Origin of the sequence: Serratia sp. M24T3, from assembly GCF_000257645.1 — a bacterium.
Taxonomy (GTDB): Bacteria; Pseudomonadota; Gammaproteobacteria; order Enterobacterales; family Enterobacteriaceae; genus Rouxiella.
Map to the genome: position 1 here is coordinate 115812 of NZ_AJHJ01000006.1, position 17855 is coordinate 133666.

Sequence of the window (17855 nt, forward strand, 5' to 3'; positions counted from 1 at the left end):
TAGGAGTAAAAAATGACTATTCACCTAACCGCTGAACAACTTCAGGCTCTGGGCAACGTCAGCGCCATCTACCAGATTCCCAAGCTCGCCGAAACGCCGCACTCCAGCACGACGCTGCGCTTTGGGCTGATTGCCGACCCGCAGTATGCCGACGCAGAACCCAGCGCAACGCATCCGCGGTTTTATCGCAACAGCCTGTGCAAGCTGTCCAAGGCGATTACTGAACTCAACGATCATCGGTTGGAATTTGTGGTGACGCTGGGGGATTTGGTCGATCGCGACTGGGCAAGTTTTGATGCCATATTGCCGGTGTACGACGCGCTGCGCCACCCGCACGCGGTGGTGATTGGCAATCATGATGCGCAGGTGCTGACTGAACATCTCTCTTTGCAAACGCCTGCTATCGGTTTGCCAAAAAGTTATTATCAGTTTGCCCAGCCGGGCTATCGTTTTATTGTGATTGATGGCAACGATCTTAGCCTGTACTGCAATTCAGGTAATGGTGTTGAGCATCAGCAGGCGCAGCAGACGCTGGCAAAGCTGATGGAGCAGCAACTGCCCAATGCGCAAAGCTGGAATGGGGCAGTCGGCAGCCAACAGCTGGTCTGGCTTGAGCAGGCGTTGCAACAGGCGCAGCAACAGCGCGAAACGGTTTTGGTTTTTGGCCATTATCCGCTGGCTCCCGAGAACAAACACAACCTGTGGAATTGCGAGCAGTTGGTTGAGCTGTTGTGCCGCTATCAGGTGCGTGCCTATTTTGCCGGTCATGACCATGAAGGCAACTATGCTCGCATCGAAAATACTGATTTTATTACGTTAAAAGGGATGGTAGACGGCGCGGATAGGCTGCCTTTTGCCATGGTCGAGCTGAAAAACGGTGAGCTGACGATTAACGGCTATGGTCCTGAAATTAGTCGCGTTTTGCCGCTGGAAATGCCGGTAAAAGCATCGTCAATAAGCTGACAGGCTAATGGGCTGACGTCGTTTTCAAGGCAGAGTTCGACGTCAGCGGCAAAACCGCGTTCAATTAATTCCTGAGCCGAGGCGCATTCGCGAAGCTGATTGGCCGGAGTACCGCGATAAACCGCGGCGGCGGCCTGAGCTTCTGGTGACAGCGCTTTTTCTGCTGATAATGCCTGCAACTGTGCAGCCAATCCCCCAGCCGCGTAAAGATCCTCAAGCGCAGGGCGCAAAGTACCGTCGGCCCATTTCTCACCACAGGGGACAATGAGAATGTTTGAAAACGCCTGACAGGCCTGCGCCGTTGCTTGCAAATTTCTCAACGAGGCGCAAAAAATCGAAGCATTGCCAGCTTTGGCTTTGAAGGTAATGGCCGAACCGTTGGGGGATGGCAGCACCAGCCGTTTACCTGCTTCAAGTTTTAATAAGCTATGAGGCGAAAGCGAGAAACCCTTGCCGGAGAAGCGGCGGTCAAAATTCGCGGCCTCAGCCTGCTTTTCCCGCGCATATTCAATCGCCGAACTGTCTTTCCAAGGGTAAGGGAACAGCAGCGCGCCGCGATCGGCGGCAATACTCACACAGCTTGAAAATGACATAACGTCGATAATCACCACGCACTCCACGTCTGCAGCAAGGTTTTCTACAGCCGCCAGCCCCCATTCAAGACGAATGTCGTAAGCAGTTTGTGAAAAATAACTCATTTTTATTTCTTGAATTTCTAATAGTCGGATGCTGAATTTTTGATCCGCAGCGGGGTTATTACAAGTGTAAATCGCCGAGATGGTCAGAAAAATCTGTTGATTATCAAGAGTAGGCAGAATCTCACGCCATTGAGTAAAAAATAAACGTTAAAATTGTTTAACAAAACTTGCGTATGTAGCAGTTCAGTAGTACAAAATTAATACGTGATTCCTGTCACGTTTGTAGTGGTTGACCTCTCAGCAACTGTGATCTGTCCTATACTTTTAAACAGGGCATAAATTGGCGCTGCTTTCTGATTGAGCGCTTCGTTGCCCTGGATTGTTTGTTCTAAAAGATTTTTGCATCAGGTGAAAAAGGGCCGTAACGACATTCAATCAATTGCTAGGAGGAGGGAGAAATAATGTCTGAATATCATTATTTACTTCTGGGCGGAAGCCGCCATGGACAAAAACATGTCGATGAAAATCACCAATTTTCCCTGTTCTTCCGCGGCGATAACTCGGGTGAGTTAGCACAGGCAAGAGCAGAATTGTATGGCGCTCAGAACGAGCGTTACAAAGTCTGCCCGGAAAAATGTGCTGATGGACATTGGTATCTGATTGGTTACTGTGGTGCATGCCCTGAGATACCGATCGATGAGAAGACGAATTTGCTAATTGATAAAAACATCAAACCCATGATGTAAAATCATAGAATTAAGTAAATTTTAAGAAGTAGTGCCAAACCTCGCAAATGCGGGGTTTGTTGTTTTATAGAAACGATTTTCTTTGATCTTTATTCTACTCTGGATAATTAAAATACTCTTTGTTATTTCGGTATATGCAATAATGCCGTATAGAATAACTCCCTGTTTAATTAAAATAAACGATAACACTATTTTGTATGGTGTTAATTCTCTGTTTTGATAGGGCGTAGATTATTTAAATTAAAATAGAGGTCGGTAAAATTAAAATATTTATAATAAGCCTGTTCAATCAAAGTCAAAGACGTAAAGAAATTCTTGCTCAGTGTTATGAGTTAAAACTTGACGTAGAAATTTATGACGCCGTCGAAGGTGTTAATTTAACTGATGATTTTCTTGAAAAAGAGGTGGCCGATTACCCAGCTTCCAAGATGACCCTGGGTGTCATCGGCTGTGCTCTTAGTCACCGACTGGTTTATGAGCGCCTCATAGAAGAGGGGCTTGCCTGTGCGTTAATTCTGGAAGACGATGCGCGTATTGATAGCGAGTTAATTAATTTATTAAAGCAAATTGAATTAAACGTTGATGCTAATAAAAATAACGTATACCTCTTAACAGCGCCCGAGTCTTATTATAAAGATAAAAAGATTGAATTAGGTTCAGGGGTAATATTCCATAAAATCAGTGATGCAAGTTCCACAATGGGCTACGTTGTGACGCAGCGCGCTGCCCGTTCATTAATCAATGCTAATACTCCTATCCGCTGGGAGGCTGATTTGTGGGTTTATTTCAATCGTCTTTACGGCATTAATACCTTCTGCCGAGTGCCACATATTGTGAAAGATGGCGACAGCGAAAACCTGACATCGACGTTGCAACAGGATCGAAGTATCAACTCCCTGCAAAGAGGCATCTATCGTCATCAGCTACAGAAAAAGGCCCGCGGCTATCAGTTCAAAAGATTGCGCAGGATCCTGTGCAACAAGTTTAGTCAAAAGGTTATCTACCAATAAGCCGATTGGCGCGTTAACTTAGATTAAATTCAGCTAGATAACGTCGAGATGTCGGTTGCGGCTATAAGATATACGATATATTCTTGGTGTCTGTTTATTGTTCAGGCACTCTATTATGGCTATCTCTTCGGCGCTGCTCGACGTTCAGAATCTTACGATTAAAACCGTCAGTGGATCACCGCTGGTCAACAACATTTCTTTTCAGGTGAATCGCCGTGAAATGGTTGCGCTGGTGGGGGAGTCTGGTTCCGGTAAAACGCTGAGTTCGCTGTCGCTGATAGGGCTTTTGCCTGCCGGGCTTGACATGGAAGCCGGCAGCATCAGCCTGAACGGTAAAATTATTGCCAGCTCTGGTCAGCCTTTTGCCGCCTCGGCACGTGGCAAACAGCTCGGAATGATTTTTCAGGAACCGATGACCAGCATGAATCCGGTGCTTAAAGTCGGGGAACAGATCGCCGAAGTATTGGTTCGTCACAGGAAAATTAGCTGGAGGCAGGCGTATCGCGAGGCGGTGGCTCTGCTTGACCGAGTCGGCATTCTCGAGCCGGAGCGTCGCGCAAAACAGTATATTCATCAGCTTTCGGGCGGCATGCGTCAGCGAGTGATGATCGCCAGCGCCATAAGCTGCAAGCCGTTGTTGCTGATTGCCGATGAGCCAACCACCGCGCTTGATGTCACCATACAGGCGCAAATTCTGTCGTTATTACAGGATTTGCAAAACGAGATGGACATGGGCGTGCTGCTGATTACTCACGACCTCAGCCTGGTGGCTCGTTATGCCGATCGCGCCTGCGTGATGCATCAGGGCAATATTGTCGAACAGGGCAATGTGCAGCAGTTGCTTACTCAACCGCAGCAGCCTTACACCCAAAAGCTGATTGCCGCCTCACAGCCCGCTCCGCGCAATAAGGCGGTCTTTAATGCCGGTGAAACGGGTCGTGCTACGCCTTTGATACGGCTGTTTGCGCTGACTAAAAGTTATCCTCAGGCTCAGCGATTGCCTTTTATCGCGGCAAAACGGCAAACCGTGCTTTTTCCCACCACGCTGGATATTCATCGTGGTGAAATTCTGGGATTGATCGGCGAATCCGGTTCAGGCAAGACTACGCTGGGTCGTGCAATTATTGGGCTGATTGAGGCTGACAGCGGTAAAATAGAATTTGATGGTATTTTGCTGAACGGCGCAAATACAGCGACGCGTCATAAAATGCGCAGAAGGGCGCAGATTATCTTTCAGGACCCTTACGCCAGCCTGAATCCCAAAATTACAGTGGGTGAGCAGATAGCCGAACCGCTGCGAGTCTATAAACTATGCGAACCGGCAAAAATTACTGCTCGCGTCGAGGAACTGTTGAGGTTGGTGGGGCTGGAAGCACATCATGCGAGCCGTTTGCCCAGTGCCTTTTCCGGCGGTCAACGCCAGCGCATCGCTATTGCCCGGGCATTGGCGCTGGAGCCAGAATTGCTGGTGGCCGATGAAGCCGTTTCTGCACTCGACCTCTCGGTGCGCGGGCAGGTTTTAGCGCTGCTTGATAGCCTGCGTCACCGACTTGGCCTGACAGTGCTGTTTATCAGTCATGATCTGGCGGCGGTTAAGCAGGTTTGCGACCGCGTGGTGGTGCTGTATCACGGAAAAATAGTTGAAACAGGCGAAACCGATCAGGTACTTATCGCCCCTCGGCATGCCTATACCCAGCAACTGATTGCCGCCGCGCCCGACATTACTCAGGCTCTGCTGCTTCGCAAAGCCAGCTAAATATCGCTGAGCATTGGCAGCTCGCGGTGCTCGGCCCATTCGTGCCAGGAACCGACGTAGATGGCCAAATTTTTAAAACCGGCAAGGCTCAGGGCGGCATAAATCGTTGCTGCACGCGCGCCTCGATGGCAATAGATTACCGTTCTTTGATTGGCTGATAATCCTGTCTTCTCTGCCAGACAGCGTAAAGCGGCGGGATCAAGAAACTTGCCATCCTGCACCACATCCTCCCAAAACAACAGCACGGCACCGGGTATTCTGCCCGCTCTGTGGCAGCAGTCATGAGCAAATTTGCCGTGGAACTCGCTGGGGCGGCGTGCGTCAACCAAAATGCTGCCATTTTGGTGTATAGACAAAACCTCTTCACGCGTTGCTACCAGCTGATGCCGCGCCTTGGGTACTGTAGAACTATCAAAATACTCCGGGCTGACTGTCGCGCTGTAGCCATTGCCGGGTAACCCCTCGCCTCCTGCGGCAATCCAGCTATCAAGGCCGCCGTCGAGAATCAATGCCTGTTCCATCCCGGAAAATAGCGCAAACCAGGCACCTCGGGGTGAACGCATGCCCACCTGTTGCTCGAAAAAAACAGGAGTGACGTTGTCACCCAGGAGTAACTGCTGCCAGGCATGATGGAACGCATTGGCCATTTGTTGAACGCCATACTCCGTGCTGTCCGGAATAAAATATTCATAGACATTGAGATGATAAGCACCCGGCAACGTTTGCCGCTGCCAGTCGGCTTTTTCCCTGACGTCAATCAGAACAAATTGCTCGCCGGTTTTCATTCGTTGCAGCAGATCGATTGCGTTAATTAGCATGGGTTCAACTTTCCAGAGAAAAAGGCGCTTCGGGAAAAAGCGGCAGTAAAGTGCCGAGTTTCAGGTCTGAGGCGCACGCCAGCACTCGGGAAGCCAAAGCGATATCAAACACGTTCAAACCAAAAGAGGAAAAATACACACAGTCGTCAGCAGCAGGATGCCAACCGTCTATCAGCAAATTGCTTAAATCGGCGTCTACCTGTCCTGCATTAAACTCACCGGCGCGATACATTTGAAACAGGCTTTTGGCGCTGGTTGCACAAAAATCGCCCCACAGATCGACCACTACTCGGTCAGCTTGTTTAATCGCGGCAAAGTTGACTTCGTGATAGCCGACCTGAACGACCAGCCTGCCCGGTTTGATGACTGCACTATCGACGATCGGTTGAGCTGCGCTGGTACACGTTATTACTGCATCAAATTCTTGTGCGAGCAGCGGGGAAAGCTCGGCATGTTGCACCAGTGGCCAAGTGGCAGACCAATCCGCCAGCACTATTTTTTGTGGATTTCGATGCCACCAGTCAACGCGCTGGAGGTCGGGGAAAAGCTGACTCAGCATGTGCAAATGTGCCCGTGCCTGAACGCCCGCGCCAAGTAACAGCACGCGTTTAAGTTTGCGCGGGGCGGCATGACGCAAGGCGACGGCAGTCACTGCGGCTGTGCGCGCTGCGGTCAGTGACCCGCTTTCTACCAGTCCCAAAGGTAAGCCATTATCGGCACGATTAATCAGCGTCAGCGCCATGGCCTGTGGCAGCCCATCGTCTGCATCGGGTCGATGAGCCGTCCATTTGACGCCTGCGGCGTTGAAGCGACCGCCGACACGAGCCGGTAAGGCGTAGGCTTTGCCGCGATCGCCTGCAAGCCGGACATGAGTTTCAGCGGGCATTTCTGCCTGTCCCTGTCGCATTAAGGTGACAACGTCACAGACATCTTGCCAAGCCTGATGTGCATCATTGCCGCCTGCGGCATCGACATCTTGCTGACTTAAATAGCGAAACCCGGCGCTCACTTAGTGGTCCAGCAAAGTTTTAGCGAAAGGATAAAGTGCCGGAGAACCGCCGCAGTGGACAAAAATCACACTTGATCCAGCCTGAATTTTTCCTTGCTCAACCAGACTGATTAATCCGTGCATCGCCTTGCCGGTATAAACCGGGTCCAGCAACACGCCTTCAGCTTGTGCAACGCGGTAAATCGCCTCAATACCGCCGTCGGAAGGCACGCCATAGGCCGTTCCGACAAAGCCGTCTTCTATCCAGATATCCTCTGGAGACCAGCTTTGTGGCCACTCGAGCAGGTTGGCGCAGTCCTGTGCCATGGCAGATATTTTGTCCTGAAACCATGGCGCTTTGGCGCTAACGCTGATACCGACGATTTTAGTCTCTGGCCAGAACTGGCGTGTCCCGACGTAAAGACCCGCCAGCGTACCGCCCGAGCCGGTGGGCGCAACGATCACCTGCGGAGGTTGCTGATTTCGCTGTTTAAGTTGCGCATCCATTTCTTCAATGGCTTTTACATAGCCTAAAGCGCCCAATGGCGTGGCCCCGCCGAGGGGAATGATCAGCGCTTTTTCACCGCGCGCGTTCGCAGCAGCTGCATGGGCGTTCATTGCCCCTTCAATTTGCGTGAAATATTCGTCTGGGTCGAGAAACTCCAGCTCAGCGCCAAAAAGCTTATCCAGCAGTAGATTACCCTGATAGACCTCAGGTTGATTGCCGCGCAATACCAGCACCGGCTTCATCCCGAACTTACGCGCCGCCGCGGCAACCATCCGCGCATGGTTGGACTGATGCCCGCCAGTGGTAATCACGACATTGACTCCCTGTCGACAGGCCTCAGCCATCAGGTACTCCAACTTGCGGACCTTGTTGCCACCACCGCCAAACCCGGTGTAGTCGTCACGTTTGATATCAAGCTTGATTCCCAGCGAGTTACCCAGCGTGTCGAGACGTTCCAGCGGTGTAGGAAAAAAACCTAGCGAAACTCGTTCAAAATCGTTGGCGTGTTTCATTGTTAAAACTCCAAGGCTTATTTTTGATTAAGAGTACTGCTTCCCGGTATTGGTGCTGAAATTGCAGATGATTGGCAAAAATTGATAATCCAGTCGGCGATCGACTGCTGAAAACGAGCCAGCCCGCGCAGAGTCACAAATTCGTTAACGCCGTGAGCATTTCCGCCATGGCCAAGTCCACCGATCAAAAACGCGGGGGCAATATGCGCAAAGGTATAGGCTGGGGCGCACCCTGGAGCCCACGGCCAAACCTGAGGATTTGCTCCCTGTAACTGATAACTGTTCAGTAGTTCGGCGACCCCCGGCGAGTCATAGGCAAAGCGATGGCCGGGATAGCTGTCGTTTAGTCGTAGCTCAACGCCTTGCAAATCCGGCCGGGACAGTGTTTCGCGAATGTTTTGCAGGATTTTCTCACCGTTGATGCCCGGAGCAACGCGCAATGCAAGCTGGGCACTGGCGCTGTGCGGGATAACGCCGCGTGCGTCCAGCGGGTCACTGCGAATTTCGGCCAACGTCAGCACTGCGCCGTTGATTAACTGTTGCAGGCAGCTCAAAGTGTCACCCCTGACGAACAGCTGCTGGCTGCGGCGAAAGCGCAACTCATCCTCAATGCTAAAGGTTGCGGCCAGCACGGTGAGCAGTTTTTGAGCCTCGGGGTCAATAGGTAAACGTTCAATTACGCCGTTTGCCTCTGACGGAGCAAGAGCATTGAGCGCCTGCACCAATTTCCACACCGGGTTGGCTATCCAGCTGGCATTGCTGGCATGAATCGCCGCCTCAGGGCCGCCCCAGGCACCGCCTTTGACGCGCAGTTCGCCCGCCGTCAGCCCGCTGAAACCTAAATAGACCCGGGGTTCCCCGCCGCCGTATTCACATAGCGAAGGGAAAAACACCGCTTCTGCCGGGGAGATCGGGCAAGGCGTTTGTGCCAGATAGCGGCGCAGATAGCCGCTGCCTGTTTCTTCCTGCCCTTCGATAATCAGTTCAATATTAACGGTTAAATTGCCATTATCGCAGAGGGCCTTCAGCGCCATCAGCATGCCTGCCAATGGACCTTTATTGTTTTCGGCACCGCGAGCGATAAACACGTCGCCCAGTAAGGGATCGGTTTGCAGGCCGCCGCGAAACGGTGGAAAGGTCCAGTCCTGGTCATCTGCAGGCATCACGTCGTACATGTTGTACAGCACTAGCGTTTTGCTGGCCTGATTGTTGATGCGAACATGCACCAGCGGCGGAACGTCGAGCAAAAGCTGCTGGCTGACCGGTAGCACAGCAACGGCCCCAAGATGGTCAACCATCCAGTGTTCCAGCCACTGGGCCAGGGCCTGTTGCTGATTTAGCTCTCCGGCTACGCTCACAAAAGGAGTGATTGCGCTGAGTAAATCCAGCGTCGGCCGTAGCGACTCGGGGATGATAACGCTCATAGGCGGATCCTCGGATTCAGCACCACGTAAAGCAGGTCAATAATCAGATTCACCCCGACAAAGACCAGCGCCGCAAGCAGTACGATAGCCTGTACCAGCGGGAAATCGCGGTTTTGAATCGCCTGTACCGCCAGTCGGCCAATGCCCGGCCAGGCAAAGATAATCTCCGTCACCAGTGCGCCACCCAGCAGAGAAGCGAAGTACATGCCTTGCACGGTGATCACTGGAATAAGGGCGTTGCGCAAGCCATGACGCACCACAATACGCCATTGACTCAAACCCTTGGCGCGCGCGGTGCGAATATAGTCTTGTTGCAAAACGTCAATCAGGCTGGCGCGGATTAAGCGCGCGATAGCACTCATATAATAAGCGCCGAGGCTAATGGCGGGCATCACCAGTTGACTGGCAGAACCATAGCCACTGGAGGGAAGCCAGCGTAGGTTAAGGCTGAACAAAATAATCAGCAGCAGCCCCAGCCAGAATACCGGCACTGCCTGTCCGCTAAAGGCCAGCAGGCGGGAGATTAAATCCCACACGCTGTTTTGATAAAGCGCGCTGACGATGCCAAGCACTAAACCCGCCAGCGTGCTCCAGGCCAGCGCGGTTATCGCCAGCAGCAGCGTCGCAGGAACGCGTTGTGCAATAAGCTCGGTCACCGGCTGACTGTAGCGCAGCGAATCGCCAAGATTGCCGTGCAGTACACTGGTCAGATAGTGCCAATATTGCCAGCTTAGCGATCGGTCAAAGCCCATGCTGTGACGGAAATTGTCTATCTCTTGCTGAGTCGAACCGGGCGGCATCATAACCGCCGCCGGGTCACCGGTCAGATGCAGGCTATAGAAAATCAGCAGCGAGACGCCCAGCATCACCAGCACTGACTGCCCGAGACGTTGCAGAATATAGCGCAGCATTTAATCAAGCCTCGTATGCGTTTTACGCAGCAGGCTGTCACCCAGCAGGTTACAGCCGATTACCAGCGCAGCAATCACTAAACCGGGATACAGCACCAACCACTGCGCCAGCAGCATGTAAGAGCGACCTTCGCCGATAAGATTCCCCAACGTTGCCGTCGGGGGCTGAATACCCATACCGAGGAAGCCAATCGAAGCTTCCAGCACGATCAGACGGGGAATATCCAGCGTCAGCAGCACTATCAGCGGCGTCATCAGGTTAGGCAGCACGTGGCGCAACAGGATCCGCGGCGTCGAAAAACCCATTGCTCTGACGGACTCGATATACTCCAGCTCGCGAATTTCCAGCGTTTTGGCCCGTGCGACGCGAGCATAAATCGCCCAACTGGTGACGCCCATTATCACAATGATGTTGGTGAGCGTTGCGCCGAACAGCGCCATAACCAGCAAAATCAACAGGATAAACGGCACTGCCAGCTGGATATCCATCAGCCGCATGATCACTGCATCCAGCCAGCCGCCGACATAACCGGCAATCATGCCTAATGCCGAGCCAATCACCGCCGCAATCAGCGCGGCCAGTAACACCACCATCAGCGAGAGTCGGGTTCCTGCAAGAATTCGCGACAACAAATCGCGGCCTAACTGATCGGTGCCGAGCCAGTGAATGCCGCTGGCGGTATGCGTTCCAGGGGGAGAAAAGGCCGCCGCCAGACTGTTGGTCAGTGGGTTGGCCAGCGGCAACCAAGGGGCAAGCAGCGCAGGAACAATCACCACCAGCAGCAGCAGGGCGCCCAGCACGCCGTCACCATAAAAACGGCGACGGGCGCGTTTAGGAGCAAGCACCTTTTGCACAGCGGAACGCAGCAGGATCATTTCAGCCTCAGGTCAAACAGCGGAATACGCGAGTCGGCGCGGCCGGTAAAGGTCAGGGCATCAGAACTGGCGTAAAGCGCATCTTCCTTGTAAAGCGGGATTAACGGCTGTTGCTGCGCCACCACCTGCTGGACCTGCTGTAGAATCTTCTCGCGCCTGGCCGGGTCTACCGTCAGGCGGCTGCTGTCGAGCAGCTTATCAAGCTCCGGGGAATTGACCGTGGAGTAAGGTTCGCCAGAGTGCAGGATCGGATACAGAGCGGCGTCGGCGTCGAGAGTTTGCGTCGAGCCCCAGGCCAGCATATAAATCGGAGCCTGTTTCTGTGCGGCAACCTGTTGGGTATAGACAGACCATTCCGGCACGTCGAGCTGGGCCTTCACGCCAATAGCCGCCAGATCCTGCACAATGGCCTGCGCCACGTCGGCACTGGCAATATAGCGGCGGGGCGCCTGAAACTTGATGCTAAAACCGTTCGGATAACCGGCTGCGGCCAGCAGCGCTTTCGCTTTGGCGACATCCTGCGCCGCAGCGGGGATCGCCAAATAGCCAAAATCTTTTGGCCCGGCCATGGTGCCAGTTGGCGTCCCAAAGCCGTGCAGCAGGTCGCGGGTGTAGGCCTCGCGATTTAATGCCAGTGATAAAGCCTGACGCACGCGCACATCGTTAAGCGGTTTCTGATCATTCTTCAGGCCAAGATAAATCGTCAGACCGCCATTTTTAACCTGCTCAAGATGAATGCCGGATTTATTTTTCAACGCAGGAACCAGATCGGCCGGTACGCCATCGACCAGTTGAACTTCACCCGTCAGCAGGGCAGTAACGCGCGCCGTCGCCTCCGGGATTGGCCGCCAAGTCACGGTATCTATTGAAGGTTTACCGCGCCAGTAATCAGGATTTGCCTGCATGACTACTTTTTCATCGGGAATAAATGCACTCAGGGTATAAGCTCCTGAGCCAACAGGCTTGCGGGCAAACTCCGCCGCGCCGACTTTTGTCACATAGGCCGGTGGCACGATATAGGTTGGATAACGGCTCATCCGGGTTGGCAGCAGCGGATCGGGGCCATTGGTGTGAATTTTCACCTGATATTCACCGCTGACTTCCACGGATTTGATGGTACGAATGTACGAAATGGTTGGCGCGTGGTTGGCTGGGTCAAGGATACGGTCGATGGAGAATTTTACCGCCTGCGCGTTAACCGGTTCGCCGTCGGTGAACTTCACGCCCTGACGAAGGGTAAACTCCCAGGTATTGTCGTCCAGCGCTTTCCAATCCGTCGCCAGCCCCGGTATCAATTTCATATTGGCATCGCGTAATACCAAGGTGTCGAACAGGTTATCAACTAACGTAGCCGGTTCTTTTAGAAAGCCGGGATCCATCGCCGTCGCGGAAGTTGTTTGCGCGATGACCAACTCGGAAGCCACGGCTGCTGGGGCCATCAGGCTTACCAACACCGCCAGCGTTGCCAATTTGAATGCAGGATATTTCATTTACGGTCATTCCCAAGGTGACGCCGTCAAAGAAGTCGACGGAAATTAAAGTTAATTGGCTGGATCACAAAAACGTTCACACAATGTTCAATTCCCTAATACATGATATATCCTATATAATGTATTTTTGGCAAGCTACGGATTAAACCGCAAAAGAAAAGCCCAATTTTTGCTAAAGGAAATGTCACATGTTCGAGATGGAAAAAGCGCAGCGTGTCAGCCTCACCATGCAGGTGGAAGCCAGGCTGAAAGGGGCATTGATTGTCGGCGTGCTCAAGCCCGGCGCGCGTTTGGTGACTAAAGAAATTGCTGAACAGTTGGGCACCAGCGTGACTCCGGTGCGCGAAGCTTTGCTGCGTTTAGTGTCTGCCGGTGCTCTGGATGCTACGCCGGCGCAGGCTTTTTTAGTGCCAAAAATACCGCTGGCGCGCTATCAGGAAATCACCCTGATCCGCAAAAATCTTGAGGGATTGGCGGTGGCGCAGGCCTGTGGACAAATCACGCTCCAGGATATCGAGCAGCTAAAAGCGTTAAACGCGCAATTTATGGCGGCTAAAATCGAGCATAACGTCGAACAGGCGTTGCAGGCCAACCGCGAGTTTCGTTTCGCGCTGTATGATTTGGCAAAGATGCCAACTTTAACCGCGCTGATAGAACAGCTTTGGGTGCAGATTGGCCCGTGTTTTAACTATCTTTATCCGCAATCTTCCCAGATGGCGCAGGGGCAGCATAATTACGATCAGCTATTGGTGGCTTTGGCGGCGGGCGACAGCAAGCGCTGCATCAAGCTTATCCATAAGTCGATAGACGACGGTGCCGCGATTTTGGAGAAACATTACTTTTGAGTTCAGGCTTTATAAAACAGCGGCTTAAATTAATGACTGACGCGATAAAAAATTCATAAAGAAAACCACTGAAGAGGTGTTCAGTGGTTGATGTTTTAGAACGGGGGGTCAGTAAAGAGATCGCCTTTTATGCACTAACTTTCACGGTTTTAATCGCAGTTTTGGCAGTGAACTGATTTTCAGGCTCTCTCAATCCAAGGTTTTCACGCAGCGTATTGCCTTCATATTCAGTGCGATACAGGCCACGTTTTTGCAGGATTGGGATCACTTGATCAATGAAATCGTCGAACGCAGTCGGTGTGCCGCCGCGAACAATAAAACCGTCGGTAGCACCAAAAGTAAACCAGTGCTCGAAACCGTCAGCGATGTTTTCGGCAGTGCCGATAAACGAGGGCCGAGGTGTAGCAGCTTCCAGTGCTGCCTGACGCAGAGTTAATCCACGTTTTTTGGCATCCTGTTTAATCGTCTCGGTGGTGCTGCGGAAGCTATTTTCTCCCAGTTCGCCAATTTCCGGGAACGGCGCATCCAGCTCGTACTGGCTAAAATCATGGTGTTCAAAGTAGCGGCCGAGATATTCCAGCGCCTTATCGATAGTCACCAACTGTGCGGTTTGCTGATATTTCTGCTCGGCGTCTTCGAGATTTTCACCCACTATCACGCTTGTGCCCTGAAAAATAACAATACTTTCAGCATCATAACCCTTTGCCACCCGCTGTCGTTTTACGTCCTTATAGAACTCACGCGCCAGCTCCGGCGTTTCCTGACGGGTGTAAATAGCATCAGCGGCCTCGGCGGCAAAGGCTTTCCCTTGCTCCGATGCACCGGCCTGAAAAACAATCGGGCGACCCTGCGGTGAGCGGCCAACGTTTAACGGGCCTTGTACAGAATAATATTTGCCGTGGTGGTTAAGCGTGTGCAGTTTATTGCTGTCGAAGAACTGCCCGCTGTCTTTATTGCGCACAAACGCCTCTTTTTCCCACGAATCCCACAGCCCTTTTGTCACCTGCAAATATTCGCTGGCAATACGGTAACGCTCATCGTGTTCCGGATGCTTGTCGCGTGAGAAGTTTTTGGCCGAGCCTTCCAACGGTGAAGTCACTACGTTCCAGCCTGCGCGCCCACCGCTGAGGTGATCGAGACTGGCAAATTGGCGAGCCACGTTAAAAGGCTCACTGTAGGAGGTTGAAAGGGTAGCGACCAGTCCGATTTTTTTAGTCACCAGCGACAGTGCAGAGAGCAGTGTGACGGGCTCGAAGCGGTTAAGGAAATGAGGAATCGACTGGGCGGTGATATACAGCCCGTCGGCGACAAACAGGAAATCAAATTTCGCCTGCTCGGCACGTTGCGCTAATTGTTGAACAAACTCGACGTTGATACTGGCATCGGCGACCGCGTCGGGATGACGCCACGCAGACATATTGCCTGATGCCCCTTGAATAATCGCGCCCAGGCGTAACTTTTTTTCCCGCTCATGATGGTTCCTCGTCAGAATACTGGCCGCAGCTCAAGGCGCTGCGCGTGGCACATTGCGTGATAGGTGAATCGTCAAGCCAGAGCTACGCTGGCGCTGGCCAACAGTTCCAGCGAACGCAGTCGGGCCCTGGCTTCGACTATCGGTGAATCAATCACAAACTCTTCAACGCCGAATTTTGCCTGCAAAGCTTCCAGCTGCTGATGAACTTCTTCACCAGTGCCGGCCAGCACCGCAGACTTGCGCTCTTCGATTTTGTGAGACTCCGCTTTGGACTGGCGGATGTAGGCTTCGGCCTGTTCCAGGCTGCCGACATTAACGCGCTGACCATCGCTGCCAATTACGCGGTAAAGCTGACCTTCTTCTACCCGTTTTTTGGCCTGTTCGCTGCTATCGGCAACAACCACCGGCACCGCCAACAGGGCTCGGCGTCCGTTGCTGTCGTGGGTATAGGCACTCAGCGCGCGGGAAATATCGCGCTCGTCGGCATTCAGATGTGCGGCAAACACGAAATTCCAGCCGAGCCTGGCCGCGAGGCGGGCGCTTTCTTCACTGGCTCCGAGCAGGAAACGGGCGGCGGTTTGTGGCGGCTGCGGCGTCACGGAAAGGGTATCGCCGTTCTGTTCTCTGACCGGTACAGACAGCCAGTCATCCAGCAGTTGCAGCTGATCGGCAAACTCGCCTTTAAGTTTATGATCAACCGCGTATTGCAATGCATGAGTCGACAGAGGTAATCCGCCCGGGGCCTTGCCGATACCGATATCCACACGGCCAGGAGCCAGCGACGCCAATTGATTAAAGTTTTCGGCAACCTTGAACGGGCTATAATGCTGTAGCATCACGCCACCAGAGCCGACGCGCAGCTTGCGGGTATGTGCCAATATCCAGGCAATAACAATTTCCGGTGAGGAAATTGCCAGCTTGTCCGTATTGTGATGCTCGGCCAGCCAAAAACGGTGGTAGCCCCATTGTTCGGCCTTTTGTGCCAGTTCCAGCGTGCGTTTCAGTGCCCCGGCGGCGTCTTCGTGTTCGTCAAGCGGGCTTTTATCCAATAAACTTAAACGGTATCCCATCCTTTTTCCTTATCTGTGCTCGGGGAGTATTATTTGCGATTATTGAATTGCGAAACAGATGAAGTAAAACAACAATAGTTGCTATCAAGTTGCGTTAAATGACATAGCGAGTAAGCGAAGGCGTTGGCGAGTGAAATCAATCAGCAAAGGGCAGCAGGTCTCAGGCAATGAATAATGAAACGATCGATGTTTTTCGTCAGCAGCTGTTCACGCTGGCACGAACATTAAAAATTGATCCACTGGTGCCGGAAAATCAGGTCAGCGATCGCGTGGCGCTGAGCTTTCGCAAGTTGCTTAACTTCCTGGCTCAGCACGGTGAGATAAGTCTTGCGGGATTGTTAGCCTATCCGGCAGCGGCAGAGGCGCAAGCCACGTTGGCGGAAATCATGCAGGAGAATCTGGCCGACGCACAGCAGGGAGGCGTATTCCGTCAGGATATTCCTGTCATTTTATTAGGAAAGTTTTTCACGGGTATGCTGCTTCAGCTGGCGCAGACTCCCGCTGAACCGGCCTTGCGCCACCAGCAGAGTCTGGCCGCGACGCGTTTATTTTGCGAGGGTGCCGGGCTGCAGCCAGATTAAAAGACATTATCAAGCGTAAGGGCCGGGGCCGAGCGAATCGCGGATAATCAGCTCGCCGGGGAACGGCTGCAAGGCGTCAATGGGTTTACCGTCCATCATATCCACCAACTGTTTCAGCGTGGTCTCGATCATCTCCGCCACCGGCACGCGCACGGTACTCAGCGACGGAATAAAATACGAGGCCATTGAAATATCATCGAAACCGATCAATGACACATCCTGAGGGATGCGTTTGCCCATTGCGTGTAAATGGTTGGCAGCGCCGAGAGCCATATCATCGTTGCTGGCAACCAAGGCCGAGAAAGTTATGCCACGATCCAGCAGAGTTTTTGCTGCGTCTATGCCACTGCGCGGAGTCCAACCGCCTTCTGCGATATATTGCTCGCGATAATCAATGCCGTATTTTTCCAGCGCGATTTTGTAGCCGCGAAAACGACTGTCGGCAGATGGGGAACCAGCCAGCCCGCGAATAAAAGCAATATCACGATGACCGCTATTAATCAGATGACTGACGGCGTTGAAACTATATTGCTGATGGTCGGCATAAACACAGTGCTGTGGGCTATTTTCCAGCTGGCGATTGACCGCAATAATAGGTTTGGGTGAGCTTTCAATAATGGCCGTTAATTCATCTGCATTCAAAAAGCGCGGATAAACGATAATACCGTCGCAGCGTAGGTCGAGCAAAAACTCAATGGCCTGACGCTCTTCTTCCGCACTGTGTTTGCCGTCAACCAGCACCAGCTGGCGACCGTAACTTTCCGTCAACGTCGCTGTCTGAAACAGGAGTTCAGTGAAGTAAGGGCCGTTGTACAGAGTATTACTGACCATCAGGCCAATACTTTGCGATTTGCTGGTGGCCAGATTCCTTGCCAACAGGTTAGGGCGATAGCCCGTTTCTTCTATGGCTTTAAATACGCGGTCGCGAGTCGTCTTGCTGACATAACTATTTCCGGCCAAAACGCGAGAGACTGTCGCTTTGGAAACTCCCGCCTTGTTGGCAACATCAAGCATGGTAATCATCATTTTTTCCCAGAACCGCCATTTGCATCTGGCTATGGTACATTTTATTTGTTTAGGTGACACGTTATTCAGTTTTATTGCTGTTAATATTAATGCGTTTATTTTCTCTGTGAATAATAACCTACTGTAATTCACTGTCATTTATAACTTCTTCTGAATATTAATAATATTCTCAATCGCTAGGATCTCCTCTATTTCTTTACGGAAATTTAACGTTATGCG

The 17855-nt window shown here is 52.3% G+C and carries 17 protein-coding genes; 6 read left to right on the forward strand and 11 right to left on the reverse strand.

Going from position 1 to position 17855, the window contains the following annotated elements; translation table 11 throughout:
- Window positions 1–12: 12 nt before the first annotated feature.
- Window positions 13–963 carry a metallophosphoesterase gene (locus tag SPM24T3_RS07450; RefSeq protein ID WP_009636114.1) on the forward strand — a complete coding sequence of 317 codons (951 nt, stop codon included), beginning with the start codon at window positions 13–15 and terminating at the stop codon, window positions 961–963.
- Here SPM24T3_RS07450 and SPM24T3_RS07455 read toward each other — a convergent pair.
- Window positions 897–1661, reverse strand: coding sequence for a 2-phosphosulfolactate phosphatase (locus tag SPM24T3_RS07455; protein ID WP_009636115.1), 765 nt, complete (start codon window positions 1659–1661; stop codon window positions 897–899). The two genes, SPM24T3_RS07450 and SPM24T3_RS07455, sit on opposite strands and share 67 nt — an antisense overlap.
- A gap of 401 nt (window positions 1662–2062) precedes the next feature.
- Here SPM24T3_RS07455 and SPM24T3_RS07460 point away from each other — a divergent pair, with 401 nt between their 5' ends.
- From SPM24T3_RS07460 to SPM24T3_RS07470, 3 genes are all read left to right on the forward strand, one after another.
- Window positions 2063–2347, forward strand: coding sequence for a hypothetical protein (locus tag SPM24T3_RS07460; RefSeq protein ID WP_009636116.1), 285 nt, complete (start codon window positions 2063–2065; stop codon window positions 2345–2347).
- 272 nt (window positions 2348–2619) lie between these two features.
- Window positions 2620–3357: a glycosyltransferase family 25 protein gene (locus SPM24T3_RS07465; RefSeq protein ID WP_255346514.1), complete on the forward strand. Its 738-nt coding sequence runs from the start codon at window positions 2620–2622 to the stop codon at window positions 3355–3357.
- Window positions 3358–3472: 115 nt separating this feature from the next.
- On the forward strand, window positions 3473–5113 hold the full coding sequence (locus SPM24T3_RS07470) for an ABC transporter ATP-binding protein (RefSeq protein ID WP_009636118.1): 1641 nt from the start codon (window positions 3473–3475) through the stop codon (window positions 5111–5113).
- Here SPM24T3_RS07470 and SPM24T3_RS07475 read toward each other — a convergent pair.
- The 7 genes from SPM24T3_RS07475 to SPM24T3_RS07505 are packed head-to-tail and all read right to left on the reverse strand — an operon-like array spanning window position 5110 to window position 12640.
- Window positions 5110–5931, reverse strand: a complete 822-nt coding sequence (locus tag SPM24T3_RS07475) for a sulfurtransferase (protein ID WP_009636119.1) — start codon at window positions 5929–5931, stop codon at window positions 5110–5112. The two genes, SPM24T3_RS07470 and SPM24T3_RS07475, sit on opposite strands and share 4 nt — an antisense overlap.
- A gap of 4 nt (window positions 5932–5935) precedes the next feature.
- The gene (locus SPM24T3_RS07480; protein WP_009636120.1) at window positions 5936–6940 is read right to left on the reverse strand and encodes an ornithine cyclodeaminase; all 1005 of its coding nucleotides are present in this window, start codon (window positions 6938–6940) and stop codon (window positions 5936–5938) included.
- Window positions 6941–7939 (reverse strand): 1-aminocyclopropane-1-carboxylate deaminase/D-cysteine desulfhydrase, encoded by a 999-nt coding sequence (locus SPM24T3_RS07485; protein ID WP_009636121.1) that lies wholly within the window; start codon window positions 7937–7939, stop codon window positions 6941–6943.
- A gap of 17 nt (window positions 7940–7956) precedes the next feature.
- Window positions 7957–9363: a M20/M25/M40 family metallo-hydrolase gene (locus tag SPM24T3_RS07490; RefSeq protein ID WP_009636122.1), complete on the reverse strand. Its 1407-nt coding sequence runs from the start codon at window positions 9361–9363 to the stop codon at window positions 7957–7959.
- Window positions 9360–10274 carry an ABC transporter permease gene (locus SPM24T3_RS07495; RefSeq protein WP_009636123.1) on the reverse strand — a complete coding sequence of 305 codons (915 nt, stop codon included), beginning with the start codon at window positions 10272–10274 and terminating at the stop codon, window positions 9360–9362. The genes SPM24T3_RS07490 and SPM24T3_RS07495 overlap by 4 nt, the downstream gene beginning before the upstream one ends.
- A complete protein-coding gene (locus SPM24T3_RS07500) occupies window positions 10275–11150 on the reverse strand; it encodes an ABC transporter permease (protein WP_009636124.1) in 876 nt (291 codons plus the stop codon).
- Window positions 11147–12640, reverse strand: coding sequence for an ABC transporter substrate-binding protein (locus tag SPM24T3_RS07505; RefSeq protein WP_009636125.1), 1494 nt, complete (start codon window positions 12638–12640; stop codon window positions 11147–11149). The genes SPM24T3_RS07500 and SPM24T3_RS07505 overlap by 4 nt, the downstream gene beginning before the upstream one ends.
- A 188-nt stretch (window positions 12641–12828) precedes the next feature.
- Here SPM24T3_RS07505 and SPM24T3_RS07510 point away from each other — a divergent pair, with 188 nt between their 5' ends.
- A complete protein-coding gene (locus SPM24T3_RS07510; RefSeq protein WP_009636126.1) occupies window positions 12829–13485 on the forward strand; it encodes a GntR family transcriptional regulator in 657 nt (218 codons plus the stop codon).
- A gap of 127 nt (window positions 13486–13612) precedes the next feature.
- Here SPM24T3_RS07510 and SPM24T3_RS07515 read toward each other — a convergent pair whose 3' ends face one another.
- Together SPM24T3_RS07515 and SPM24T3_RS07520 are read right to left on the reverse strand one after the other, a co-directional pair.
- Window positions 13613–14974, reverse strand: a complete 1362-nt coding sequence (locus SPM24T3_RS07515; RefSeq protein WP_037377869.1) for an LLM class flavin-dependent oxidoreductase — start codon at window positions 14972–14974, stop codon at window positions 13613–13615.
- 56 nt (window positions 14975–15030) lie between these two features.
- Complete coding sequence (locus SPM24T3_RS07520; protein ID WP_009636129.1) at window positions 15031–16029, reverse strand: LLM class flavin-dependent oxidoreductase; 999 nt, start codon at window positions 16027–16029, stop codon at window positions 15031–15033.
- A gap of 167 nt (window positions 16030–16196) precedes the next feature.
- On the opposite strand from SPM24T3_RS07520, the gene SPM24T3_RS07525 reads away from it, so the two are divergent.
- Window positions 16197–16610 carry a hypothetical protein gene (locus SPM24T3_RS07525; RefSeq protein WP_009636130.1) on the forward strand — a complete coding sequence of 138 codons (414 nt, stop codon included), beginning with the start codon at window positions 16197–16199 and terminating at the stop codon, window positions 16608–16610.
- A 9-nt stretch (window positions 16611–16619) separates the two neighbouring features.
- On the opposite strand, the gene SPM24T3_RS07530 is transcribed toward SPM24T3_RS07525, so the two are convergent.
- Complete coding sequence (locus tag SPM24T3_RS07530; RefSeq protein WP_009636131.1) at window positions 16620–17633, reverse strand: LacI family DNA-binding transcriptional regulator; 1014 nt, start codon at window positions 17631–17633, stop codon at window positions 16620–16622.
- Window positions 17634–17855 lie beyond the last annotated feature (222 nt).